Below are 23,333 nucleotides of genomic sequence, written 5' to 3'. Positions count from 1 at the left end.
CGTGGCTCGAACCATCTCGGTGGAACTCGCAGGATTCACTGGTCTGTTCCGAGATCTGGAGGAGTATGTAGTGTCTCTGGATCGGGTATTGTCACGCATCGGGGCAGGAGAAGACCCGCGCATACTCCTCGAATACGTAGTGGAATACGGCCTCCCTTCGCGGCTTGCTCAAGCCCGGGAATTCGTGGGGGACTCTCTCGAACGTGTTATCGGGGCGGAGGCGCTGGAGGAGATCGCGGAACAGGTCGAGGCGTACAGGGGCAAGAAATAAGGCCATGACCTCAGGAGGCCCATCAGCCGCAAAGCTGGTGGGCCTCTGTCCGGAGGATCGACGCAGGACCGGAATGTCGCGGTTGGTATCAGCGGATCCACACAGTGAAACACAAGCTGATCCCCCGTACGACACCGCCTTGTTCACCAAGTGTTGCTTAGCGTCCCGTGATCAAGAGCATCGGCTCCGTGGGGAAGGACATCGATGAGAGAGACGACGCGAGGACGTGCCGGCCGCCGGCTGGCCGTATTCGTGACCGCCGCCGCCGCGCTGCCCGTCGTGGCGCTCGCCCCGAGCACGGCTCAGGCCGCACAGGCCGCCGCCGCGGTCACCTGCGCCGGCACGGGCCCGACGTACGCCGTCGACACGGCCGGGAACCTGCTGCGTCAGGCCATGCCCACCCCGCTCACCGGCGGCACGATGCCGTCGCCCAGCACGATCGACACCGGCTGGTCCGGCTACGGGCAGGTCATGGCCGGCCCGGACCAGGAGCTGTACGGGGTCAAGTCCGACGGCCTCTATCTGAGCCGACGTACCGGCTCCGGCACCTGGGACATCCACCACAAGAAGATCAGCAACAACTTCGGGCAGTACCAGCAGGCCGCGAACCGCGACAAGATCACCGTCGACCGCGCCGGCCACATCTGGCGGCTCGACGAGAACGGCGCCCTGCGCTGGCACAAGTACTACGCGGACACCAGCTCCTGGTACCCCGGCGGCGACAAGATCGTGGACGCGGACTGGAGCCGCTACGACGCCATCGTCGCCGGTGACGAAGGGGTGATCTACGGCCGGGAGGCCGCGACCGGGTCCCTGTACCGCTCCCGCTACGACTTCACCAGCCAGCGCTGGACCGAGCGTCACATACGGGTGTCCTACTCCGGCTGGAACACCGAAGGCGATCTCGCGTCCCTGGGCGGCGACACCCTGTTGCGCGTGATGCCGGACGGCAACCTCCGCTACTACCGCTACGACGAGGACACCGACGCCTGGGCCGTCGCCGCCAAGGTCATCGGCTCCGACCGCTGGGCCGGCTACCGCAACGTGACCGCCGCCCCCGACGCCTGCTCCATCACCGCCGACCACACCCCGCCGGCCCCGCAGATCACGGTGGAGGCCCACGGCACCACCAGCGTCCTCCAGGCCTCCGCCGGCACCGTGGAGTACGCCTACACGGACGGCATCGGCCGGCTCGTGCACGGACGCCAGTTGGACCCCTCCGACTTCAACAGCGTCCAGTGGACCGTCGTCGACGACCAGGAGGGGTTCACCGGCCGGCCCTCGCTCGCCGAGCACGCCGACGGCCGCGTGGTGCTGACCGCCCACAACCTGAACAGCGACATCTGGACGCGCGACCAGGCCGCCCCGGCCGGCGCCGACTGGTCGAACTGGGTCGACCTGGCCGGTCGGATGGCCCAGCACGCCACCACCGCGAAGCTGCCCGACGGACGGCTGGTCCAGTTCTCCGTCGACGCGGACGGCAGGCCCTGGTACCGCGCCGAGCAGGAGGCCGACGGCTACTTCCTGAGCTGGCTGCCGCTGAGCGGCGGCAGCCACACCCAGCCGCTGACCGCCGTCACCGTCCGCGACGGCATCCAGCTGTTCGGCGTCAACGCCTCCGGCACCCTGACCACCGCCCACTTCAGCGACGGCACCCTCTCGGCCTGGACCAACCTCGCCGGTACGGGCTTCACCGGCACGCCGGCGGTCGTGGTCTACCCGGGCTACCGGCTCGCCGTCTTCGCCCGCGACGCCGACGGGCACATCGTCACCACGGCCCAGTCGTCCGAGGGCGCCGCCTTCCCCGGCACCTGGTCCCAGGTCGGGGACAAGACCTTCGCCGGTTCCCCGTCCGTCGTCATCAGCCCGCTCACCGGCATCACCGAGATCATGGCCCGCGCCGACGACGGCTTCATGTACAACACCGGCGAACAGGCCCAGGGCTCCGGCACCTGGCGTGCCTGGAACCAGGAGACCTTCGAGGCGGCGGCCACCGACCCCACCGCCTTCACCTACACCAACACCTCCGGCCCCACCTGGGCCTTCTCCTACCGCACGAGCAGCAACCAGACCCGCGTCTACGCGGCCTCCAGCGCCACCGCCTTCGCCGCCGCCCGCACCACCACCGCGGCCACGGCCCCGCCGGCGCCCGTCTTCACCGCCCACGAACTCCCGGCGCCGACGGACGAGCAGTCCCGCTAGTCCAGCACCCGCCAACACCGGCCGGTGCGGTGCGGCGGTGCCCGACGTCCTGATGAATCGTTGGTCGAATGGGTTGGCCGGAGCCCGGCCACTGCCTACCATCGATCACCGCAAGACTTTGTGCACCGTCGCACAATCTCCAACGGGAGGTTCCCTTGCACCGCCGCCGTCGCACCGCGCTCGTCCTCACCGCCGCGATCGCCGCGGCGGCACCGCTCCTCACCGCCTGTGGAAACGACGCGCACCCCGGCGCGGCGGCCGTCGTCGACGGCCGGCGGATCACCGTCGCGCAACTGGAGGACCGGGTCAGCGAGGTACGCGCGGCCCAGCGCGCGGCCGTGCCCGACGAGGCGCAGTACGCGCAGGCCATCTCCAGGACCGGCAGCCTCACCCGCGACACCCTCCAGAGCATGGTCCTCGACCAGGTACTGCACCGCGCCGCCCAGGACGCGGGCGTCACCGTCACCCGCAAGGAGGTCCAGCGGATGCGCACCGGGCTGGAGCAGCAGGCCGGAGGGGCCAAGGCCCTGGAGACGGTCTGGCTCCAGCAGTACGGCATCGCCCCGGGGCGCGTCGACGACAACCTCCGCCTCCAGCTGGAGGCCCAGAAGCTCGCCCAGCACCTCGGCACCGACACCGGCCAGCCCGCCTTCTGGAAGGCCCTGTCGCAGACGTCGAAGAAGCTCGACATCGACCTCAACCCGCGCTACGGCACCTGGGACGTCGAGAAGAGCAGCCGCGCCGAGGCGAAGACGCCCTGGGTACGGGAGGTCGCGCCGGCGGGAGTGCCCCAGGCGACGTGACGGGAGAGCCGTGAAGCCCGCCCCCTGTGGATAACTTCCGGGGCGTCCGGCGCCGTGCGTTACGTTCGGGGTGTGAACGCCACGAGTCCCGAAGCCGTCGCCGGCCAGGCCCCCGACCCCGGCCGCGTCGTCCTGCTCACCACCAGCCACCGCGTCGCCCCCGGCCTGCTGTCCTGGCCGGCCTGGCAGGCGCTGCGCACCGCCGACCGCGTGCTGTGCGCGGACGGCGCGCATCCGCAGCTGCCGTATCTGCGGGAGGCGGGGATACGGGTCGACGAGTCGGCCCCCACCGCCGGGGAGCTGGTCGACGCCTGCGCGGGCGGACACACCGTGGTGGTCGTGGCGACCGGCGAGGGGGAGCCGGCCCTGACGGACGGCCTGGCCCGGCTGGCCGGCTCCGGCCGCGTCCACATGCCCGAGCTGGAGCTGCTGCCCGCCTCCTACGACCTGCCCGGCGCCCGCCTGCTCGACCTCGTCCAGGTCATGGACCGCATCCGCGCCGAGTGCCCCTGGTCGTCCCGGCGGACCCACGAGGGGCTGGCGAAGTACGCCATCGAGGAGGCGTACGAACTCGTCGAGGCCATCGAGGACGGCGACCGCGACGACCTGCGCGAGGAACTGGGCGACGTCCTGCTCCAGGTCGTCTTCCACGCCCGGATCGCCGAGGAGGACCCGGAGGCTCCCTTCTCCATCGACGACGTGGCCGCGACCATCGTCACCAAGCTGATCCACCGCCACCCGCACGTCTTCGGTGACGAGACCGCCACCACCCCCGAGGAGGTCAGGGAGCACTGGCTGCGCACCAAGGCGGTGGAGAAGCAGCGCACCTCCGTCACGGAGGGCGTCCCGCTCGGCCAGCCCGGCCTGGCCCTCGCCGCCAAGCTGGCCTCCCGGGTGCGCACGGCCGGCCTGGACGTCCCGCTGCCCCGCGCCGAGGGCCCCGGCTACGAGCTGCTGGCGCTGGCGGTGCGCGCCGAGGCGGAGGGCGTGGACCCGGAGGCGGCCCTGCGCGCGGCGGCACGGGCCTACCGGGACGCGATCCGGGAGACGGAGGCGCGGACGCGGTCGTGAAAGGACGCGGAGGCGGTCATGAAAGAGGGACGGATACGGTCGGGGGGTGACCGAGCAAGCCGAGCCCCGCCGCACCACCCCCACCCCCGCCCCCGCCACCCCCGCACCTGCCACCCCGGCCCCTGTCGCCCCCGCCCCCGCATCCGCCACCCCCGCCCCCGACGCCCCCGAGCTGTTCACCTGGGAGTTCGCGAGCGACCCGTACCCGGCGTACGCCTGGCTGCGCGAGCACGCCCCCGTGCACCGCACCCGGCTGCCCAGCGGGGTGGAGGCATGGCTGGTCACCCGGTACGCCGACGCCAGGCAGGCGCTCGCCGACCCCCGGCTGTCCAAGAACCCGGCGCATCACGCCGAACCCGCGCACGCCAAGGGCAAGACCGGCATCCCGGGGGAGCGCAAGGCGGAGCTGATGACGCACCTGCTCAACATCGACCCGCCGGACCACACCCGGCTGCGCCGGCTCGTCAGCAAGGCGTTCACCCCGCGCCGTGTCGCCGAGTTCGCGCCCCGCGTGCAGGAACTCGCCGACCAGCTCATCGACCGGTTCGCGCGCGCCGGCAGCGCCGACCTCATCCACGACTACGCCTTCCCGCTCCCCATCTACGCCATCTGCGACCTGCTCGGCGTCCCCCGCGAGGACCAGGACGACTTCCGGGACTGGGCGGGCATGATGATCCGGCACGGGGGAGGCCCCCGGGGCGGGGTCGCGCGGTCGGTGAAGAAGATGCGCGGCTATCTCGCCGACCTCATCCACCGCAAACGCCAGGCGCTGCCGCCCGAGCCCGCGCCCGGCGAGGACCTCATCTCCGGACTGATCCGCGCCTCCGACGAGGGCGAGCACCTCACCGAGAACGAGGCCGCCGCGATGGCGTTCATCCTCCTCTTCGCCGGTTTCGAGACCACCGTCAACCTCATCGGCAACGGCACGTACGCCCTGCTCACCCACCCCGGCCAGCGCACCCGCCTCCAGGAGTCGCTCGCGGCCGGCGAGCGCGGCCTGCTGGAGACCGGCGTGGAGGAACTCCTGCGCTACGACGGTCCGGTGGAGCTGGCCACCTGGCGGTTCGCCACCCGGCCGCTCACCCTCGGCGGACAGGACATCGCCGTCGGCGACCCCGTCCTCGTCGTCCTCGCCGCCGCCGACCGCGACCCGGCGCGCTTCACGGACCCGGACACCCTGGACCTTTCCCGCCGCGACAGCCAGCACCTCGGTTACGGCCACGGCATCCACTACTGCCTCGGCGCCCCGTTGGCCCGCCTGGAGGGCCAGACCGCGCTCGCCACACTCCTGACCCGCCTGCCCGACCTGCGCCTCGCCGTCGATCCGGCCGAACTGCGCTGGCGCGGCGGCCTCATCATGAGGGGTCTGCGCACCCTGCCGGTGTCGTTCACCGCGGCTGAGTGAACGATCCGTCGCATCAGCAAAGGTGACGCGCCGTCACCACTGTGATCTCCATGTGATCTACACGGCATGAACTTGTGATGAGTGATCGTATGCCTATACGTTCACGGATCAGCGCGGCACCGAGCACCAACCGCCGTGCGGGCCCTGCTGTCTCGTGAAAGGTCTCCGCATGCTCTCCGGGAACGGCCGACACCGTCGCCCCCGCCAGGCCCCGGCCCTGGTCGTCGCTGCCGGAGTCACCGGCTCCGCCATCGCGATCCCGCTCCTCGGAGCCACCGGTGCCCACGCGGCCGACGGCGCGGCCTGGGACCGTGTCGCCGAGTGCGAGACCGGTGGCGCGTGGAGCCAGAACAACGGCAACGGTTATTACGGCGGCCTGCAGTTGTCCCAGGAGGACTGGGAGGCGTTCGGCGGCCTTGAGTACGCCACCACCGCCGACCGGGCCAGCCGCTCCCAGCAGATCCGTGTGGCCGAGAAGGTCCTGGCGGCCCAGGGCATCGCCGCCTGGCCGACCTGCGGACTGCTCGCCGGACTGGGCGGCGGCGCGTCGGATGACGACTCGTCGGACGATTCGTCCGGGTCGGCATCATCGGATGCGGAGTCGGATGGTTCATCCGGTTCGACCGATTCATCCGGCTCCTCGGGATCTGCCGACTCGTCCGGCGCGGCCGACACCACCGACCCGGCCGACACGGACGACGCTTCGGACGGCTCCGGCTCCGGCTCCGGCTCCGGCTCCGGCTCCTCGGCCTCCCCCTCGGACACCCCGTCCACCGACACTTCGGACGCCGGTGCTGGGGACACCGACACTTCAGACACCGGCGACGAATCGGCCGACTCCGACACATCACCCGAATCCGCCTCCCCTGTCGAGGAGCCGAGCGACGCGGCCACCACCAAGCGCGACACCGCGGACGCCTCCGGCGCCACCGGCAGCGCCGGCAACCTCGAACCGACCCCCGCCATTTCGAGCCTCACCAAGACCGGCGAGGACGACACGGCCGGCGGAACCGGCACCGGCAAGCACCGCGGCGGCAGCGCCGACGAGGAGACGGCGAAGGGCCGTTCGGAGTCGTCCTCGGGGCGGCACGCCTCGCGCGACGACAAGACGGCGCGCGAGACGGGCGACAGGACGGGCGACAAGACGGGCGACGAGGCGGGCGACGGGACGTACACCGTCCGCGCCGGCGACAGTCTGTGGGCCATCGCCGACTCCCTTGAGCTCGCCGGGGGATGGTCCTCCCTCTACGCCGCGAACAAGGACGCCGTCGGCACCGACCCCGACCACATCCTGCCCGGTCAGAAGCTTGCCGTTGGGGTCGAACCGGTCGAAAAGTGACGGCAGTTCGCGTCACGGTTAAGGGTGAATGTCCGTATTAAACGCCGTGAGAGATAGGTCTCAGAAGCCCTGATCGTCTTTGTAAATCCACCGGGAGCCTGTCTACGGTCATGACCGCTCGCCATCGCGGGCCCCGGCCGCCGCAACGCCGAATCCTGCCAGCGGCAGTCCGGGAACAGTCGTCGCGCAAGCGCCGAAGGCAGGAGCGGGGGACCCAAGGTAGGTCGCCGCACCGGGCAGTTGAGCCGGAGCGGCTAGGGGTGGAGCCGAGTCCCGTGAGGGACCCGGCCGGGCAACTCAACCGGCCCGAACCCGACAGCTCACCTCGCAGGCGTCGGTGAGGGGATCTTCCATGCTGTTCTCCAGCAAGGGCAAGCACCGTCGTCCGTCCAAGGCCACTCGCGCCATCGCCATCGCCGGCGTGACCGGTGCCGCCGTCGCCGCCCCGCTGATGGCGGCCGGCAACGCCTCCGCCGCCACCGAGTCGGAGTGGGACACCGTCGCCCAGTGCGAGTCCGGCGGCAACTGGTCCATCAACACCGGCAACGGCTACTACGGCGGCCTGCAGTTCTCCGCCTCCACGTGGGCGGCGTACGGCGGCACGCAGTACGCCTCCACCGCCGACCAGGCCAGCAAGGACCAGCAGATCCAGGTCGCCGAGAAGGTCCTCGCGGGCCAGGGCAAGGGTGCCTGGCCGAACTGCGGCACGGGCCTGTCGGGTGCCGGCGGCTACACCGGCTCCTCCGACAGCGGCCAGAGCAGCGGTTCCAGCAGCTCCAGCGGCTCCAGTGGCTCCACCGAGTCCCGTGAGACGCAGGAGCAGCCCGCCTCCCGCTCCCAGGAGCGCCCGGCCGCCGAGACCGGCACCACCCAGCAGGCCGAGAAGACCGTCACCACCCCGACCGGCAAGAAGGTCGAGAAGGGCGACGGCGAGTACAAGGTCGTCAAGGGCGACACCCTCAGCTCCATCGCCGAGGCGCACGACGTCGACGGCGGCTGGGCGAAGCTGTTCGAGCTGAACGACGACATCGTCGACGACGCCGACCTCATCTACCCGGGCCAGCAGCTGCACCTCAGCTGACGGCTCACAGGCCCCCGCCCCGGCGCGTGTTCCCCCGTACACGCCGGGGCGGGGCCATGTCCGGATCGCGGCAGTCTTTTGTTCCGTTCGGAAACAATTTACTCTCGGTTTGCCCAACGGGTGGGTGACCGGCTGGCCGATCGCCCCGGGCCGGTTAGGCTCGTCCCGCGGAGCCGCGCGTAAGCGCGCACCCGCGTCACACAGAAGCGTCACATTGAAGAAGGAGATGCTCGTGCCGTCCATCGACGTCGTCGTAGCCCGGGAAATCCTGGACTCCCGAGGCAACCCCACGGTCGAGGTCGAGGTCGGCCTCGACGACGGCAGCACGGGTCGTGCCGCCGTTCCGTCCGGTGCCTCCACCGGTGCCTTCGAGGCCATCGAGCTGCGTGACGGTGACTCGAACCGCTACCTGGGCAAGGGCGTGGAGAAGGCCGTCCTCGCCGTCATCGAGCAGATCGGCCCGGAGCTGGTCGGCTACGACGCCACCGAGCAGCGCCTGATCGACCAGGCCATGTTCGACCTGGACGCCACCGACAACAAGGGCTCGCTCGGCGCCAACGCCATCCTCGGCGTCTCCCTGGCCGTCGCGCACGCCGCCTCCGAGGCGTCCGACCTCCCGCTCTTCCGCTACCTGGGCGGCCCGAACGCGCACCTGCTGCCCGTTCCGATGATGAACATCCTGAACGGCGGCTCGCACGCCGACTCCAACGTGGACATCCAGGAGTTCATGATCGCCCCGATCGGCGCGGAGTCCTTCTCCGAGGCCCTGCGCTGGGGCGCCGAGGTCTACCACACGCTGAAGAAGGTCCTGAAGAACAAGGGCCTGTCCACCGGCCTCGGCGACGAGGGCGGCTTCGCCCCGAACCTGGACTCCAACCGCGCCGCGCTCGACCTCATCCTCGAAGCGATCAAGGAAGCCGGCTACACCCCCGGCGAGCAGATCGCCCTCGCCCTGGACGTCGCCGCCTCCGAGTTCTACAAGGACGGCGTCTACTCCTTCGAGGGCAAGGAGCGCACCGCCGCCGAGATGACGGAGTACTACGCGGAGCTGGTCGACGCCTACCCGCTGGTCTCCATCGAGGACCCGCTGTTCGAGGACGACTGGGAGGGCTGGAAGACCATCACCGACAAGCTCGGTGACAAGGTCCAGCTCGTCGGCGACGACCTGTTCGTCACCAACCCGGAGCGCCTGGCCCGCGGCATCGAGGAGGGCGCCGCCAACGCGCTGCTCGTCAAGGTCAACCAGATCGGCTCGCTGACCGAGACCCTGGACGCCGTCGAGCTGGCCCAGCGCAACGGCTTCAAGTGCATGATGTCCCACCGCTCCGGCGAGACCGAGGACGTCACCATCGCCGACCTCGCCGTCGCCACCAACTGCGGCCAGATCAAGACCGGCGCCCCGGCCCGCTCCGAGCGCGTCGCCAAGTACAACCAGCTGCTGCGCATCGAGGAGATCCTCGACGACGCCGCGGTCTACGCCGGCCGCAGCGCCTTCCCGCGCTTCAAGGGCTGAGCGAGCCCTTAAGAGCAGCGTCGTACGTACGTCCCCGTACCCGGTCCCGTACCGTGTGCGGGGACGTACGCGTGTGCACGGGAGGCGGGAAACGAGATGGCCGTGAGGGACCGGGACCGTTTCTCCACCACGACCAGGATCAGGGCGCTCGGCGAGCAGACCGCCGCCCGGGTCTACCGCTCGCAGACCAAGCGCCAGGCCCGCCGCTCCCGGCTGACCGGCCGGGCGGCCCTGCTGGTGATGGTGGTCTGCTCCCTGGTCGTGGTGCTCGCCTACCCGATACGGCAGTACGTCGCCCAGCGCGCCGAGATCGCCGAGCTCCAGCGGGAGAAGGAGCAGGCGCGGCAGCGGGTCGAGGACCTGCGCGACCTCAAGGCACGCTGGCAGGACGACGCCTACGCCGAGCAGCAGATCCGGCAGCGGCTGCACTACGTGATGCCGGGGGAGACGGGCTACATCGTCGTCGACCCGGGCGCCGCCGAGCAGTCGCGGGCCGGTCTCGGGGCCGCAGGGCGGCCCTGGTACCGCACGCTCTGGGACGGCGTCGACAAGGCCGACGCGGCCGATGCCGCCGCCGGCCGCTCGTAGGACCCCCGCAGCCCCCTCGTAGCACGTCACTCGCACCACCCACAGGAAGACCGACAGAAGCCAGTCATGGACACGCCCCCGCCGCCCACCCCGCGCACCGAGCCCACCGACGCGGACGTCGACGCGTTCCGCCAGCAACTGGGCCGTCCGCCGCGCGGACTGCGCGCGATCGCGCACCGGTGCCCCTGCGGGCAGCCGGACGTCGTGGAGACCGCCCCCCGGCTGCCGGACGGCACGCCGTTCCCGACGCTGTACTACCTGACGTGCCCCAGGGCGGCTTCCGCGATCGGCACCCTGGAGGCCGACGGGGTGATGAAGGAGATGACCGAGCGGCTCGCCACCGACCCGGAGCTGGCCGCCGCGTACCGGGCCGCGCACGAGGACTACATCCGGCGCCGTGACGAGATCGAGGAGCTGACCGGCTTCCCGAGCGCGGGCGGCATGCCCGACCGGGTCAAGTGCCTGCACGTGCTGGTGGCCCACTCGCTGGCCGCCGGTCCCGGCGTGAACCCGCTGGGCGACGAGGCGATCGGGATGCTGCCCGAGTGGTGGCGCAAGGGCCCGTGCGTGACCACCGCCTGTGGGGAGGACGAGAAGTGACCCGTGTCGCCGCCGTCGACTGCGGTACCAACTCCATCCGGCTGCTGGTCGCCGACGCGGACCCGGCCACGGGCGAGCTGGCCGAACTGGACCGCCGTATGACGATCGTGCGCCTCGGCCAGGGCGTCGACCGCACCGGACGGCTCGCGCCGGATGCCCTGGAGCGGACCTTCGCCGCCTGCCGCGAGTACGCGGAGGTCATCGAGCGGCACGGCGCCGAGCGGGTCCGCTTCGTGGCGACCTCCGCCTCCCGCGACGCCGAGAACCGCGACGACTTCGTGCGCGGGGTGCTGGACATCCTCGGCGTCGAACCCGAGGTGATCACCGGCGACCAGGAGGCCGAGTTCTCCTTCACCGGCGCCACCAAGGAGCTGACCGGCCGCGCCGACCTGCGCCGCCCCTTCCTGGTCGTGGACATCGGCGGCGGCTCGACGGAGTTCGTCGTCGGCGACGACCACGTCCGCGCCGCCCGCTCCGTCGACGTCGGCTGCGTCCGGATGACCGAACGGCACCTGGTGCGCGACGGCGCGGTGACCGATCCGCCTACCGGGGAGCAGATCGCGGCGATGCGGGCCGACATCGAGGCGGCCCTGGACCTGGCGGAGCAGACGGTTCCGCTGGGCGAGGCGCGCACGCTGGTCGGTCTGGCCGGCTCGGTGACGACGATCTCCGCGATCGCGCAGAACCTCCCGGAGTACGACTCCACGGCCATCCACCACTCCCGCGTCACCCGCGCCCAGGTGGACGAGATCACCGCCCGCCTCCTCCACTCCACCCACGCCGAACGCGCCACGATCCCCTCCATGCACCCGGGCCGCGTCGACGTGATCGGCGCGGGGGCCCTCGTCCTGCGGACGATCATGGAACGGACGGGCGCGGAGGAGGTCGTGGTGAGCGAGCACGACATCCTGGACGGCATCGCTCATTACGCGGCGAGCGAGGCACGTTGAGGGGCGGTGCCCGGCGATATGGGTGCCGGGCGGGGCGTCACACGTTGCGGTAGACGTCCCGCCGGTCGCCCACCTTGACGACCAGGACGACGAGTTCGCCGTCGTTGATCTGATAAGCGATCCGGTAGCTTCCGACCCGCAGCCGGTAGAGCCCGGACGGGCCGGTGAGCTTCTTGACGTCGGCGTCCTGGCGGTACGGGTCGTCACCGAGTGCGGTCAGCGCGGTCAGGATGCGCATGGCGTCGGGTCGGCTGATGGCCCGGAGCTGCCGCTGCGCCGCCGTGGTGAACCGGAAGGCGTACTTCACGCCGCCTCGCCGTCCTGCTCGGTGAACAGGTCCGCCAGCAGTTCCGCCATGGTCACGGTGGTGCCGCCCTCGGCCAGCACCGCTTCGGCCTCGCGCGCCAGCATCACGTCGGCCGCTTCCTCCAACGCCTCGAAGTCCGAGATCGGAACCACGGCCGCCACCGGGGCGCCATTGCGAGTGATGACGGTCGGGACGCCTTCCTCGGCCCGGTTGATGTGGTCGGCGAGGTGGGCTCGGGCTTCCCGCACGGTCACGGTGTTCTCAGTCATGAGCCCAGTGTACGCGTGTTCGTGTACACGCGGAGATCTGTCGGGAGTCGCGTTCATGAGCGATCCCCGACGGGATCGCGTGGTCCATCGCCTGACCGCCTACACGTTGCGGCAGACGTCCCGCCGGTCGCCACCGAGGGCCGTCACCCCTGCTCCCGCGGCCCCGCTCCCGTAACCGTCACCGCGATCAGCGCCAGGTCGTCCGTCAGGACCCCGCCCGCGTGCCGGCGGGCCAGGCGGGTCAGGTGGTCCACCACGGTCGGGGGGCCCTCGTGCCAGCTCTCCCGCAGGCCCTGCTGCGGGGAGTAGAAGACGCCGTGCGCGTCGCGGGCCTCCAGGAGGCCGTCCGTGCACAGCAGGAGCAGGTCGCCGGGGGCGAAGGGGCGGCTGTCGTGGGCCCACGGTCCGGGGTCCAGGTCGCCGAGGCCGAGGGGGAGACCCGGGTCGGCCGGTTCCCAGCGCTCCACCCCCGCCCGCGTGGCGAGGAAGGCGGGGCAGTGGCCCCGGCTCAGCAGCCGCACCTCACCCTCGCCCGGGGGCAGTTCGGCGACGGCGGCGGTGATGAACTGCTCACCGGGCGCGTCACCCCGTACGTCGGCCGCCTCGCGGATGTGCCGGGTCACCGCCTCGTCGAGGTGGTGGGCGAGCAGCGGCAGCGTCGACGTGTGGTGCGCGGCCTCCCTGAAGCAGCCCACCAGGGCCGCCACGGCGGGGATCGCGTCGGGTCCCTTGCCGCGTACGTCGCCGATGAGCAGCCGCACCCCGTACGGCGTGCGCTCGACCACGTAGAGGTCGCCGCCCACGGCCGCCGCGTGCGAGGCGGCCTCGTACCGTACGGCGATCCAGGTGCGGCCGAACCATGCGCGCACCGGTGGCAGCACGGCCCGCTGGGCGTACTCGGCGGCCTGCCGGGTGGCCCGCAGCCGCCGGTCCAGACGGAGCCGCAGCAGGCACAGGGGGACGGTCGCCCAGAGCAGGACGAGCAGGGCGAAGAAGTCGACCACGGCGTGGCTGCCGTCGGACTCCAGATGGCGGAAGAGGAGGAAGAGCAGGCCGACGGCCGTGTTGAGGAGCGCGAGCAGGACCGCCCAGCGCAGCGAGTGCACGCAGGCGGCCGTCATCGAGCTGAGGACCAGCAGCGCGTCGCCGCTCACCCCGCCCGGGGTGGGCAGGTCCACGGCGCAGGCCAGCGCGGTCAGCGCCACCGGCGTCCACCACACCCACCGCGGCACGGCGAGGGACCGCGGACCGACGGTGTGGGACAGCAGCCCGGTGGCACGGCGGTGGGGGCTCATGGGACCAACGTAGGCCGTCCGGACCCGCTCCGCCCCTCGTCGTATGAGCAGGTCGGAGAACGTCTGAGCGGGTCCGGAGGGCTTCCGGGGCGGTCCGCGCGAGGGCCCGGCGGGAAAGTTCGTGAAGTTCTTCACAAGAGATTGGGCCTCGAAGAGCGACAAACGGCCGCGCGTTGACCCTTCCGGGGGCCCAACTGCCCTTTGAACATGTTCAGAAGCGTGGTATGGGAGGGGGCCGGACGATCGCGCGGAACGGGTCCGGGGGCGGGTCCGGAGGGTCGGAGCGGCAGCTCACGCGGCATTGACAACGGAGCGCACCGCACGGCGGTTCCCGTTTCGCGCCATGACCTCCGTCACGCGAGCGGAGGAGTGTAACACGACCCTTACCGGAGCTTGTGAAGGGGCGCACGAAGCACCCCCCCGGGGCAGGTGGATACTCGATGCCATGAGCACCACGGAGCGTCCCAGGATCCTCGTAGTAGGCGGTGGGTACGTAGGCCTGTACGCGGCTCGGCGCATCCTCAAGAAGATGCGCTACGGCGAGGCGACCGTCACGGTCGTCGACCCCCGGTCGTACATGACCTACCAGCCCTTCCTCCCCGAAACCGCCGCCGGCAACATCTCCCCGCGCCACGTCGTCGTACCCCTGCGACGCGTGCTGCCGAAGGCGGAGGTCCTCACCGGCCGGGTCACCACCATCGACCAGGACCGCAAGGTCGCCACGATCGCCCCGCTGACGGGCGAGGCGTACGAGCTGCCGTTCGACTACCTGGTCATCGCCATGGGCGCGGTCTCCCGCACCTTCCCGATCCCCGGCCTCGCCGAGCAGGGCATCGGCATGAAGGGCGTGGAGGAGGCCATCGGCCTGCGCAACCACGTCCTGGAGCAGCTGGACAAGGCCGACTCCACCACCGACGAGGAGATCCGCCGCAGGGCGCTCACCTTCGTCTTCATCGGCGGCGGCTTCGCGGGCGCGGAGACCATCGGCGAGGTCGAGGACATGGCCCGGGACGCGGCCAAGGAGTACAACAACGTGTCCCGCGAGGACATGCGGTTCATCCTGGTCGACGCCGCCGACAAGATCCTCCCCGAGGTCGGCCCCAAGCTCGGCCAGTACGGCAAGGAGCACCTGGAGAGCCGCGGGGTCGAGATCTACCTCTCCACCTCCATGGACTCCTGCGTCGACGGCCACGTGGTGCTCAAGAACGGCCTGGAGGTCGACGCCAACACGATCGTGTGGACGGCGGGCGTCAAGCCCAACCCGGTGCTGTCCCGCTTCGGTCTCCCGCTCGGCCCGCGCGGCCACGTCGACACCGCCGCCACCCTCCAGGTGCAGGGCACCGACTACATCTGGGCCGCCGGCGACAACGCCCAGGTCCCCGACCTGGTCGGCCGCAAGAACGGCAACCCGAACGCCTGGTGCCCGCCCAACGCCCAGCACGCGCTGCGCCAGGCCAAGGTCCTCGGCGACAACGTCGTCTCCGGCATGCGGGGCTTCCCGCAGAAGGAGTACAGCCACGCCAACAAGGGCGCGGTCGCGGGCCTCGGCCTGCACAAGGGCGTCGCGATGATCGTCATGGGCAAGATGAAGATCAAGCTCAAGGGCCGTCTCGCCTGGTACATGCACCGCGCCTACCACGGCATGGCGATGCCGACGTTCAACCGCAAGATCCGCGTCTTCGCGGACTGGACGCTCGGGATGTTCCTCAAGCGCGAGGTCGTCTCGCTCGGCGCCGTCGAGACGCCGCGCGAGGAGTTCTACGAGGCCGCCAAGCCGGCCCCGGTCGCCGCCGCCAAGACCGAGGAGAAGGCCAAGGCCTCCTGACCTCGGGTCACCTCGTCCAGCGGTTCCCGAAGGGGCCGTCCGCCATCCGTGGTGCGGACGGCCCCTTCGGCGTCCCCGCCCCCGTAACTGAGTGTGACCTACAAGTATTTTGCGGAGTGATGACTCCAATGCGGGACTGCGCATCGCCCCGTCCGGTGTTTACGTGGTGACCAAACATCCGGTCTTACGGAGGTGTGCGCCATGGCAGACGCCGCGTTGCGGCTGAAGAGCCTCGTCGAACAGGTGCTGGGAATCCCGCTCCCGGTCCGCGTCCGGGCGTGGGACGGCTCCGAGGCCGGCCCGCCCGGAGCACCCGCGCTCGTCGTCCGCAACCGCCGCGCCCTGCGCCGACTGCTGTTCAAACCCGGCGAACTGGGCCTGGCCCGCGCCTGGGTGGCCGGTGACCTCGACATCGACGGCGACCTCTACACCGCCCTCGACCTGCTCGCCGAGCTGATCTGGGAGCGCGGCGAGGACGCCCGTACGCTCGGCCAGGCGCTGCGCGACCCCGAGGTGCGCGCCGCCGTCCGCGGCCTGGTCAAGCTGGCCGGTCCCCCGCTGCCGCCCGCCCCGCCCGCCGAGGAGATCCGCCGGCGCCGCGGCCACCTGCACACCCGCCGCACCGACAAGCGCGCCATCAGCCACCACTACGACGTCGGCAACGACTTCTACGAACTCGTCCTCGGCCCCTCCATGGTCTACTCCTGCGCCTACTGGCCGGCCCCCGAGGACGAGGGCGCCACCCTGGAGACCGCCCAGCGCGACAAGCTCGAACTCGTCTCCCGCAAGCTCGGCCTGAAGCCCGGCATGCGGCTGCTCGACGTCGGCTGCGGCTGGGGCTCCATGGCGATCCACGCCGCCCGCGAGCACGGCGTGAGCGTCGTCGGCGTCACCCTGTCGCAGGAACAGGCCGCCTACGCCCGCAAGCGCATCGCCGAGGAGGGCCTCACCGACCGGATCGAGATCCGCGTCCAGGACTACCGGGACGTCACCGACGGCCCCTACGACGCGATCTCCTCCATCGGCATGGCCGAGCACGTCGGCGCCGAGAAGTACCTGGAGTACGCCCGCGACCTGTACGCCCTGCTCAAGCCCGGGGGCCGGCTGCTGAACCACCAGATCGCGCGGCGCCCGCAGCGCGACGAGTCGGCGTACTCCGTGGACGAGTTCATCGACTCCTACGTCTTCCCCGACGGCGAGCTGGCCCCGGTCGGCACCACCGTCGGGCAGCTGGAGCGCGCCGGGTTCGAGGTGCGCGACGTGGAGGCGATCCGCGAGCACTACGCGCACACCCTGCGCCGCTGGGTCGCCAACCTGGAGGCCGACTGGGCCCGCGCCGTCCAGCTCACCTCCCCCGGCCGGGCCCGGGTCTGGCGCCTGTACATGGCGGCCTCCGCGCTCTCCTTCGAGCGCAACCGCATCGGCGTCAACCAGGTCCTCGCCGTGAAGACCCCCGAGTCCGGCGCCTCGGGCCTGCCGCTGCGCACCCGTACCTGGAACTGACCCCCGGTACGGCGAAGGGCCCCTTCCCCGGGGGGAGGGGCCCTTCGCGGTGCGTACGGCTACTCCGTCTTGATCGCCGTCAGCAGGTTCAGACGGGCCGCGCGCCGGGCCGGCCACAGGGCGGCCAGGACGCCGACCAGCGCGGCCAGCAGCAGGAAGATCCCGATCCGGCCCCACGGCAGCACCAGCTCGTACGTCGCCATCTCGATGCCCACCAGCTCACCGGCGGCCCAGCCGAAGAACACGCCCAGGCCGATGCCCAGGACCGCGCCGAACAGGGAGATGACCAGCGACTCCAGCCGGACCATCCGCTTGATCCCCTTGCGGTCCAGGCCGACCGCGCGGAGCATGCCGATCTCCTGGGAACGCTCGAACACCGACATGGCCAGGGTGTTGACGACACCGAGGACCGCCACGATCACCGCCATGGCCAGCAGGCCGTACAGGACGTTCAGCATCATGGTGGTCATCTGGGCGATCTCATCGGAGATGTCCTGCTTGTCCTGGATGACGATGGCCGGACTGTCGCCGAGGGCCCCGGCCAGCGCGTCCTCGGCCGCCTCGGACGTCCCGCCGGCCATCTTCACCATGACGTTCCAGTCGCCCGGCTCGTCCTGGTGCGGGGTGAGCGTCGCCACGTCGAGCATGATGCCGCGGAACATCTCGTTGGGCTCGTAGATCCCGGCGACCGTCAGCTTCTGCTTCGCCTCGTCCTCCACGACGGCGGTGAACGTGGACCCGCTCTTCCAGTCGTGCTCCTCCGCGGTCTCCTCGTCGACGACCACCCGGGTGCCGCCGATCTCGAAGGCGCCGTCCGTCACCGGCAGGTCGGTCAGCTCCCCGAACGTGGAGCCGGTGACGCCCGTCAGGGAGACTTCCAGGTCGTCGACGGTCCCGTAGGAGCCGCGCAGCGGGCTGACGGTGGTGACGCCGTCGACCGTGGCCAGGTCCTTCTCGACGTAGGGGTGGAGGGAGTCGCCGTTCGCCATCGACACGATGTAGTCGGCCCTGATCGAGTCCGAGGCCATCTTGTCGATCGCGTTCTGCATGCCGGTCACCGCCACCGTCATGCCGGTGATGAGGGTGAGCCCGATCATCAGCGCGGAGGCCGTGGCCGCCGTACGGCGCGGATTGCGCACCGCGTTCTGGCGGGCCAGCTTGCCCGAGACACCGAAGATCCGCAGCACCGGTGCCGAGGCGGCGATCAGCGGGCGGGACAGCAGCGGGGTGAGGACGAAGACGCCGATGACGACCAGCCCCGCGCCGAGCGCCATGGGGCCCTGGGCGCCCGTGGCGTCGCCCGCCGTGGTCGTGGCCAGGACGACGGCGACGCCCGCCGCGGTGATCAGGGAGCCGAGCGTGTTGCGCAGGACCAGCGACCGGGTGGTCGGCTTGGCGTGCAGGCTGTTCATCGCGGCCACCGGCGGGATCTTCGCGGCCCGGCGGCCGGGCAGCCAGGCGGCCAGCACGGTGATGAGGATGCCGACGGCGAGCGCCGCGACGACCGTGCTCCCGCCGATGACGAGCGGGCCGTCCGGGAAGTTCGCGCCGAGCGAGTCCATCAGGGCGCGCAGCCCGGCGCCGATGCCGATGCCCGCGAGGAGACCGGCGACCGCGGCGACCGTGCCGACGACCAGCGCCTCGAACAGCACGGACCGCGTGACCTGGCGGCGCGAGGCGCCGACGGCGCGCAGCAGCGCCAGTTCCTTGGTGCGCTGGGCGACCAGCATGGTGAAGGTGTTGGCGATGAGGAAGGTGCCGACGAACAGCGAGAGGCCGGCGGCGATCAGCAGGGTCTGCTTCAGGCTGTCCACCGAGGAGGCGGTCATCTCGGCCTGTGCGGCGGCCAGCTCCGTACCGGTCGTCATCTCGACGGTGTCCTTCGGCAGGGCCTTGCCGAGCGCGGCCATGAGCGCGCTCTCGCCGACGCCCGGATCCGCCTTCACGATGATCTCGCCGTAGGTGCCCTGCTGGTCGAAGAGCTTCTGCGCGGTGGCCGTGTCGAACAGGGCGAGGGTGCCGCCCGCCGCGACGTTGCCGTCGTCGGTGCTGAAGATGCCGCTGACGGTGGGGGTGAGGACCGGGCCGTCGACGGACATGCGGACCTTGTCCCCGACCCGGTAGCCGGTGCGGTCGGCGGTCCGCGCGTCGAGGGCGACCTCGCCGGCGCCCTTCGGCGCGTGGCCCGCGGTGATCGGGTAGCGGGGGTCGTCGGTGCCCCAGTAGTTGCTCCCCTGCACCTCCCAGCCGTTGCCGACCGGGTCGCCGTTCTTGTCGGCGAGGGCGACGGTGGCGGTGACGCTGCCGATGGCCGAGGCCACTCCGTCGGTCCGGGTCACCTGGGCGAGGAGGGCCGGGGTCAGCTCGACGTCCTCGTCGGCCTCCTCGCTCCAGGACACGGTGAGGGAGACGTCGACGTGGTCGAAGCCCTTGGCGGAGGACTTCTCGTACGCCGCGGAGACGGTGTTGGTGAAGACCAGGGTGCCCGACACGAAGGCCACGCCGAGCAGCACGGCGAGCACGGTCATCAGCAGCCTGGCCTTGTGCGCGAGCACGTTGCGCAAGGCGGTACGGAGCATGGGGGTTTTCTCAGTCCAGACGTGAGGTGGCGGGGGTCTTTTCCGGCGGAGGGTCAGACGGTCAGACGGGCAGGCGGCCGGGCAGACGGTCCGACGGTTTGAAGGTCTGACGGGCAGACGGTGGGCCGGGCGGGCGGACGGTCAGCTCGTGCGGCCCTTGGCGTCGAACTGCTTCATCCGGTCCAGGACCTTGTCGGCGGTCGGCCCGTACACCTCGTCGACGATCTGCCCGTCCGCCAGGAAGATCACCCGGTCCGCGTAGGCCGCGGCGACCGGGTCGTGGGTCACCATCACCACCGTCTGCCCCAGCTCTCGCACCGAGTTGCGCAGGAAGCCCAGCACCTCGGCGCCCGAGCGGGAGTCGAGGTTGCCGGTCGGCTCGTCACCGAAGATGATCTCCGGCCGGGAGGCCAGCGCCCGGGCCACGGCGACGCGCTGCTGCTGGCCGCCGGAGAGCTGGGTGGGCCGGTGTCCCAGCCGGTCGGCCAGCCCGACCATCCCGATCACGGTCTCCAGCCACTGCTTGTCCGGCTTGCGGCCCGCGATGTCCATGGGGAGCGTGATGTTCTCCAGGGCGGTCAGGGTCGGCAGCAGGTTGAACGCCTGGAAGATGAACCCGATCTTGTCCCGCCGCAACCTGGTGAGCTGCCGGTCCTTCAGGGAGCCCAGTTCGGTCTCCCCGATGCGGACCGAGCCCGAGGAGAAGGTGTCCAGCCCCGCGACACAGTGCATCAGCGTGGACTTGCCCGAGCCGGACGGCCCCATGATCGCGGTGAACTCGGCCTGCCGGAAGTCGACGGAGACCCGGTCCAGGGCGACCACCTGGGTCTCGCCCTGGCCGTAGATCTTGGACAGTTCCACCGCGCGGGCGGCGACGGCGGTCGACCGGTCGATGGGGGTTGCGGTGGTCACGGAGGCGCTCCTGTGAGGACGACGACGGGGGAGGAATCCTGTGTGGTGGATCGTGAACCATCGTTCCGGTCGCCGGACGCCGTGTAGTCAGCCGCTGTTCCCGTTCCGGGGGTCGACTTCGGATGGACGCCGGGGGCTCGCGTCATACCTGCGAATGACCCCGCGCCCTGACGGCCCGTCGTCCCGGGGCCCGGGGCCCAGAGGCGGCCGTGGTCGAGAACCGGTGGAGCGCCCTCGTTCGGACGGTGAAATTCCGTCATTCCGCATGCGCGGCGCACTGTCGCACGCAAGGCTATTGGCAAGTGCGGATGGTCTGTTCGGGTGGCTGATGACCCCTCAGGCATCAATAAAATAAGACAACATCAGTCCACCCTTCCGCTGTCCGGGGGATGCGCCCCGATAGGCTCGATCCTCGACGCGGAGCCCATGGCCTGCCCGGATGGTGGAATGCAGACACGGCGAGCTTAAACCTCGCTGCCCCTTCGCGGGCGTGCCGGTTCGAGTCCGGCTCCGGGCACTCACCGCTACACGGCCCTTGACCAGGTAGAACGCTCGTCAGGGGTCGCTTGTCTGTCCGCTTTTGGGTGCACCGTGAGCGCACGGTGCCGTACTCTCCCGCCATGGCGTGCGCGGCGAAGCGTGAGAACGCCGACGGGAGATCACGAGTGACCCGCTGAAATGGCGGCTCGGCGAATACCTTCGAGGGCGGGTGCCGGCTGTCGTCAGGCTCAACTTCGCCCGGATCACGTCGAGCCCGCCGAGCGCGAGGCCGACGCCTCTCGTCTTCGGCAGGTCCGCCGGGCCCCTCGTCGACGCGGCTGTCCGTTCAGGGCAGGGCAGCACGCGCTGCCCCGTGGCCGGGGAGGAAGGGCATACCGCAACGCCAGGGTGCGCCTCTGGCAATCCCCGACGCTGAGGGCTATGACAGGGGCCGGACCATGCAGTCGTACAGCGGAGCGTCTTCCCACGGGTGTGACGTCCCGACCCGGCTGTAACCCCATGCAAGGTAGGCCGAGCGCGCGGCTTCAGCTTCAGGCTCGGGCCGTACTGTCAGAGTGACGCGCTCGGCGTCCACGCCGTCGAGCAGCCGGGCATGCAGAGCGGCGGCGATTCCCCGGCGGCGCCACGTCTTGCGGACCGCGAGCTCGATGATCACGAAGGTGCGCCGGCCGTCCTCGCGGGTGAAGTCTGCCGGGGGCTTCACGTCCTGAAGGTTCGCCCACCAATGGGTCTCAGGGGCGAGGTAGTAGCCGTATGCGAAGCCGACCACCTCGTCCCCTGTGCGGGCGAGGACGAGGCGCATCCCGGGCCTGCGAGCCTGTACGGCGTAGTGCTCGATGAACCCGGCGACGTCCTTCGGGCCCTCACGGTATGGAGGCTCGGCGTAGATTTCCTCGTACGCCGCCACGAACGCGTCCAGCTGAGGCGCCGCGTCCTGCCCGTCGTACCTGGCGTACGTCACCTGGGACGTCATGCGGCTTTCCTCTCCTGAACATACTCGGTCAGCTCTGCGGCGGCCTGCCGTGCGCTGACGGCATCGGCCTCGCCGAGAAGGCTGATGACCTCGGTCAGGCGACGCAGTACCCGGCCGGACTCCACCTCGTCGAGGTGCCCCAGGCTTTCGACGGCCTGTGCTGCTCCCTCGTCGACCTCACCCGCGTTGATCAGGCTGCGGGACAGAGTCAGCCGGTACAGAGCCCGGTTGCGGCCGTAGGTGCGGTCCTGGTGGTCGAGCGCGGCGCTGAGGAATGCGACCGCGCGCCCGTGGTGGCCGGACTCGGTGTAGAGCAGCCCTTGGGCGTAATCGAGCTCGGCGTGTCCGTGGAACGCTGCCCATTCAGGTGAGGGACGTCCGCGCTCCGACCGATCGACCAGACGCATTGACTCGGCGAGGCGCCGGCGCGCCCCGGCGTCGTCTCGCATGAGGGAGAGGGCGCGGGCCTCGCGGGAGGCGATGAGCGACTCCAGGACCGGTGAGCCGTACCGGGCTGCGCGCTCCTGGGCGGCCCGAGCGAGGTCGAGGCCGTCGCGAGGGCGGCCCTCGTAGCTGGCCTGCATGCTGAGCGAGGCGAGGACCAGGATTTCGAGGGCGGATTCCCGCAGCATCGTCGCGGTGGTCAGGGCCTCGCCCCAGTAGGCGCTGGCCTGCTCCTGGTCGTCGGCGTCGTAGTACAGCCAGGCGCAGTGCTCGGCTGTCTCGCCGGCGAGAAGCCTGAGCTGCCGCCCGATCGTGTCCGGGTACTGCCGGGTGTTGATGATCCGCCGGACTCGCCGCAGGTGCTTCACCGCGAGCGAGCGGACATCTCCGCCGCCGTATGCGTCATCGAGGTGGTAGAGCGACCGAAGTCCTTCCCGCAGTTCCAGCAGGTGGGCGGTACCGACGGCCCCGTTGGAGTTCGGCGGCGTACTGAGGGGAGTGGTCGAGGGCAGGCCGATCGCCGCGGTGGCGCCGATGGAATCTGCGAGAAAAGCCCGTCGGTGCACGTTGGTGCCTTCCTGTTCGAGAAGCGCTGTGCTTCTCACGGTGGCACCGGGCGGCGGATTGAGGAAACCAAGTTCGATCGGGTCGACGCCGAACATCGCGTGGATGACTCGCCATGGCCGGGCGCGCGGGCTCGGGGGAGGCGTCTCCCGCATCCAGCGCCGGACGTGACGGGCGGTCACGGTGACCGGCTCGCCCAGGAAAGCCGCGGTCTTCTCGAAATCCCTGACGAACTTGGCTGGTTGGTCCCAGCCCTCAGCGATGCAGGCTTGCTCGAACACGGTCAGCTCGTCGGCCACGTCGTAACTCCGCTCGTCCGCTCGTCTACCGAACGTAGC

At 70.9% G+C, this 23,333-nt stretch carries 20 protein-coding genes, 1 tRNA gene and 1 riboswitch; of the genes, 14 read left to right on the top strand and 7 right to left on the bottom strand.

Annotated features, from left to right (window positions below):
* Position 1 precedes the first annotated feature (1 nt).
* From ACZ3IG_RS18835 to ACZ3IG_RS18785, 11 genes are all read left to right on the top strand, one after another.
* Complete coding sequence (locus ACZ3IG_RS18835; protein WP_467433292.1) at positions 2-271, top strand: hypothetical protein; 270 nt, start codon at positions 2-4, stop codon at positions 269-271.
* Between the two features lie 204 nt (positions 272-475).
* Positions 476-2,473, top strand: coding sequence for a tachylectin-related carbohydrate-binding protein (locus ACZ3IG_RS18830; protein WP_467433290.1), 1,998 nt, complete (start codon positions 476-478; stop codon positions 2,471-2,473).
* A 155-nt stretch (positions 2,474-2,628) separates the two neighbouring features.
* Complete coding sequence (locus ACZ3IG_RS18825; protein WP_467433289.1) at positions 2,629-3,276, top strand: SurA N-terminal domain-containing protein; 648 nt, start codon at positions 2,629-2,631, stop codon at positions 3,274-3,276.
* A 72-nt stretch (positions 3,277-3,348) separates the two neighbouring features.
* The gene (locus ACZ3IG_RS18820; protein WP_467433287.1) at positions 3,349-4,347 is read left to right on the top strand and encodes a nucleoside triphosphate pyrophosphohydrolase; all 999 of its coding nucleotides are present in this window, start codon (positions 3,349-3,351) and stop codon (positions 4,345-4,347) included.
* Positions 4,348-4,519: 172 nt separating this feature from the next.
* Positions 4,520-5,752, top strand: a complete 1,233-nt coding sequence (locus ACZ3IG_RS18815; protein WP_467433695.1) for a cytochrome P450 family protein — start codon at positions 4,520-4,522, stop codon at positions 5,750-5,752.
* Between the two features lie 169 nt (positions 5,753-5,921).
* Positions 5,922-7,091, top strand: coding sequence for a transglycosylase family protein (locus ACZ3IG_RS18810; RefSeq protein WP_467433286.1), 1,170 nt, complete (start codon positions 5,922-5,924; stop codon positions 7,089-7,091).
* 181 nt (positions 7,092-7,272) lie between these two features.
* Positions 7,273-7,440, top strand: a riboswitch (cyclic di-AMP (ydaO/yuaA leader).
* 3 nt (positions 7,441-7,443) lie between these two features.
* The gene (locus tag ACZ3IG_RS18805) at positions 7,444-8,172 is read left to right on the top strand and encodes a transglycosylase family protein (protein ID WP_467433284.1); all 729 of its coding nucleotides are present in this window, start codon (positions 7,444-7,446) and stop codon (positions 8,170-8,172) included.
* Between the two features lie 232 nt (positions 8,173-8,404).
* Positions 8,405-9,685 carry a phosphopyruvate hydratase gene (gene eno, locus ACZ3IG_RS18800; protein ID WP_215170478.1) on the top strand — a complete coding sequence of 427 codons (1,281 nt, stop codon included), beginning with the start codon at positions 8,405-8,407 and terminating at the stop codon, positions 9,683-9,685.
* 96 nt (positions 9,686-9,781) lie between these two features.
* Positions 9,782-10,273: an FtsB family cell division protein gene (locus ACZ3IG_RS18795; RefSeq protein WP_467433282.1), complete on the top strand. Its 492-nt coding sequence runs from the start codon at positions 9,782-9,784 to the stop codon at positions 10,271-10,273.
* Between the two features lie 66 nt (positions 10,274-10,339).
* Complete coding sequence (locus tag ACZ3IG_RS18790) at positions 10,340-10,873, top strand: DUF501 domain-containing protein (RefSeq protein ID WP_467433281.1); 534 nt, start codon at positions 10,340-10,342, stop codon at positions 10,871-10,873.
* Entirely contained in the window at positions 10,870-11,823 is a 954-nt protein-coding gene (locus tag ACZ3IG_RS18785; protein ID WP_467433279.1) for a Ppx/GppA phosphatase family protein, read from the top strand. Before ACZ3IG_RS18790 ends, ACZ3IG_RS18785 begins: the two co-directional genes overlap by 4 nt.
* 37 nt (positions 11,824-11,860) lie before the next feature.
* Here the strand turns inward: ACZ3IG_RS18785 and ACZ3IG_RS18780 are convergent, their stop codons facing one another.
* The 3 genes from ACZ3IG_RS18780 to ACZ3IG_RS18770 form a co-directional block, all read right to left on the bottom strand.
* Positions 11,861-12,130 carry a type II toxin-antitoxin system RelE family toxin gene (locus ACZ3IG_RS18780; protein WP_467433278.1) on the bottom strand — a complete coding sequence of 90 codons (270 nt, stop codon included), beginning with the start codon at positions 12,128-12,130 and terminating at the stop codon, positions 11,861-11,863.
* Positions 12,127-12,399: a type II toxin-antitoxin system Phd/YefM family antitoxin gene (locus ACZ3IG_RS18775; RefSeq protein WP_048457331.1), complete on the bottom strand. Its 273-nt coding sequence runs from the start codon at positions 12,397-12,399 to the stop codon at positions 12,127-12,129. Before ACZ3IG_RS18775 ends, ACZ3IG_RS18780 begins: the two co-directional genes overlap by 4 nt.
* Positions 12,400-12,542: 143 nt before the next feature.
* Entirely contained in the window at positions 12,543-13,694 is a 1,152-nt protein-coding gene (locus ACZ3IG_RS18770; protein WP_467433276.1) for a PP2C family protein-serine/threonine phosphatase, read from the bottom strand.
* Positions 13,695-14,139: 445 nt separating this feature from the next.
* Here ACZ3IG_RS18770 and ACZ3IG_RS18765 point away from each other — a divergent pair, with 445 nt between their 5' ends.
* Positions 14,140-15,519 carry an NAD(P)/FAD-dependent oxidoreductase gene (locus ACZ3IG_RS18765; protein ID WP_403536969.1) on the top strand — a complete coding sequence of 460 codons (1,380 nt, stop codon included), beginning with the start codon at positions 14,140-14,142 and terminating at the stop codon, positions 15,517-15,519.
* A gap of 201 nt (positions 15,520-15,720) precedes the next feature.
* Positions 15,721-17,022, top strand: coding sequence for a class I SAM-dependent methyltransferase (locus tag ACZ3IG_RS18760; RefSeq protein WP_467433274.1), 1,302 nt, complete (start codon positions 15,721-15,723; stop codon positions 17,020-17,022).
* A gap of 59 nt (positions 17,023-17,081) precedes the next feature.
* Here the strand turns inward: ACZ3IG_RS18760 and ACZ3IG_RS18755 are convergent, their stop codons facing one another.
* Both ACZ3IG_RS18755 and ACZ3IG_RS18750 read right to left on the bottom strand, forming a co-directional pair.
* The gene (locus ACZ3IG_RS18755; protein ID WP_467433273.1) at positions 17,082-19,601 is read right to left on the bottom strand and encodes an ABC transporter permease; all 2,520 of its coding nucleotides are present in this window, start codon (positions 19,599-19,601) and stop codon (positions 17,082-17,084) included.
* Positions 19,602-19,742: 141 nt separating this feature from the next.
* On the bottom strand, positions 19,743-20,513 hold the full coding sequence (locus ACZ3IG_RS18750; RefSeq protein ID WP_467433271.1) for an ABC transporter ATP-binding protein: 771 nt from the start codon (positions 20,511-20,513) through the stop codon (positions 19,743-19,745).
* Between the two features lie 433 nt (positions 20,514-20,946).
* Between ACZ3IG_RS18750 and ACZ3IG_RS18745 the strand changes: the two genes are divergently transcribed.
* Positions 20,947-21,030 (top strand) — tRNA-Leu (locus ACZ3IG_RS18745).
* Positions 21,031-21,432: 402 nt separating this feature from the next.
* Here the strand turns inward: ACZ3IG_RS18745 and ACZ3IG_RS18740 are convergent.
* Positions 21,433-21,987, bottom strand: a complete 555-nt coding sequence (locus tag ACZ3IG_RS18740) for a GNAT family N-acetyltransferase (RefSeq protein WP_467433270.1) — start codon at positions 21,985-21,987, stop codon at positions 21,433-21,435.
* Positions 21,984-23,294 (bottom strand): hypothetical protein, encoded by a 1,311-nt coding sequence (locus tag ACZ3IG_RS18735; RefSeq protein WP_467433268.1) that lies wholly within the window; start codon positions 23,292-23,294, stop codon positions 21,984-21,986. The genes ACZ3IG_RS18740 and ACZ3IG_RS18735 overlap by 4 nt, the downstream gene beginning before the upstream one ends.
* Positions 23,295-23,333: the final 39 nt, after the last annotated feature.

The sequence above is a fragment of the Streptomyces sp. NPDC016677 genome, from assembly GCF_055562815.1.
Note: the sequence above shows the minus strand (reverse complement) of the source record. Positions and strands in the feature narration are given on the sequence as shown.

Excerpts from the sequence above, each read along its gene's own strand:
- ACZ3IG_RS18740 (WP_467433270.1), bottom strand. The coding sequence starts at position 21,987 with ATGACGTCCCAGGTGACGTACGCCAGGTACGACGGGCAGGACGCGGCG.
- ACZ3IG_RS18760 (WP_467433274.1), top strand. The coding sequence starts at position 15,721 with ATGGCAGACGCCGCGTTGCGGCTGAAGAGCCTCGTCGAACAGGTGCTG.
- ACZ3IG_RS18770 (WP_467433276.1), bottom strand. The coding sequence starts at position 13,694 with ATGAGCCCCCACCGCCGTGCCACCGGGCTGCTGTCCCACACCGTCGGT.
- ACZ3IG_RS18765 (WP_403536969.1), top strand. The coding sequence starts at position 14,140 with ATGAGCACCACGGAGCGTCCCAGGATCCTCGTAGTAGGCGGTGGGTAC.
- ACZ3IG_RS18830 (WP_467433290.1), top strand. The coding sequence starts at position 476 with ATGAGAGAGACGACGCGAGGACGTGCCGGCCGCCGGCTGGCCGTATTC.
- ACZ3IG_RS18775 (WP_048457331.1), bottom strand. The coding sequence starts at position 12,399 with ATGACTGAGAACACCGTGACCGTGCGGGAAGCCCGAGCCCACCTCGCC.
- ACZ3IG_RS18805 (WP_467433284.1), top strand. The coding sequence starts at position 7,444 with ATGCTGTTCTCCAGCAAGGGCAAGCACCGTCGTCCGTCCAAGGCCACT.
- ACZ3IG_RS18795 (WP_467433282.1), top strand. The coding sequence starts at position 9,782 with ATGGCCGTGAGGGACCGGGACCGTTTCTCCACCACGACCAGGATCAGG.
- ACZ3IG_RS18790 (WP_467433281.1), top strand. The coding sequence starts at position 10,340 with ATGGACACGCCCCCGCCGCCCACCCCGCGCACCGAGCCCACCGACGCG.
- ACZ3IG_RS18755 (WP_467433273.1), bottom strand. The coding sequence starts at position 19,601 with ATGCTCCGTACCGCCTTGCGCAACGTGCTCGCGCACAAGGCCAGGCTG.
- ACZ3IG_RS18810 (WP_467433286.1), top strand. The coding sequence starts at position 5,922 with ATGCTCTCCGGGAACGGCCGACACCGTCGCCCCCGCCAGGCCCCGGCC.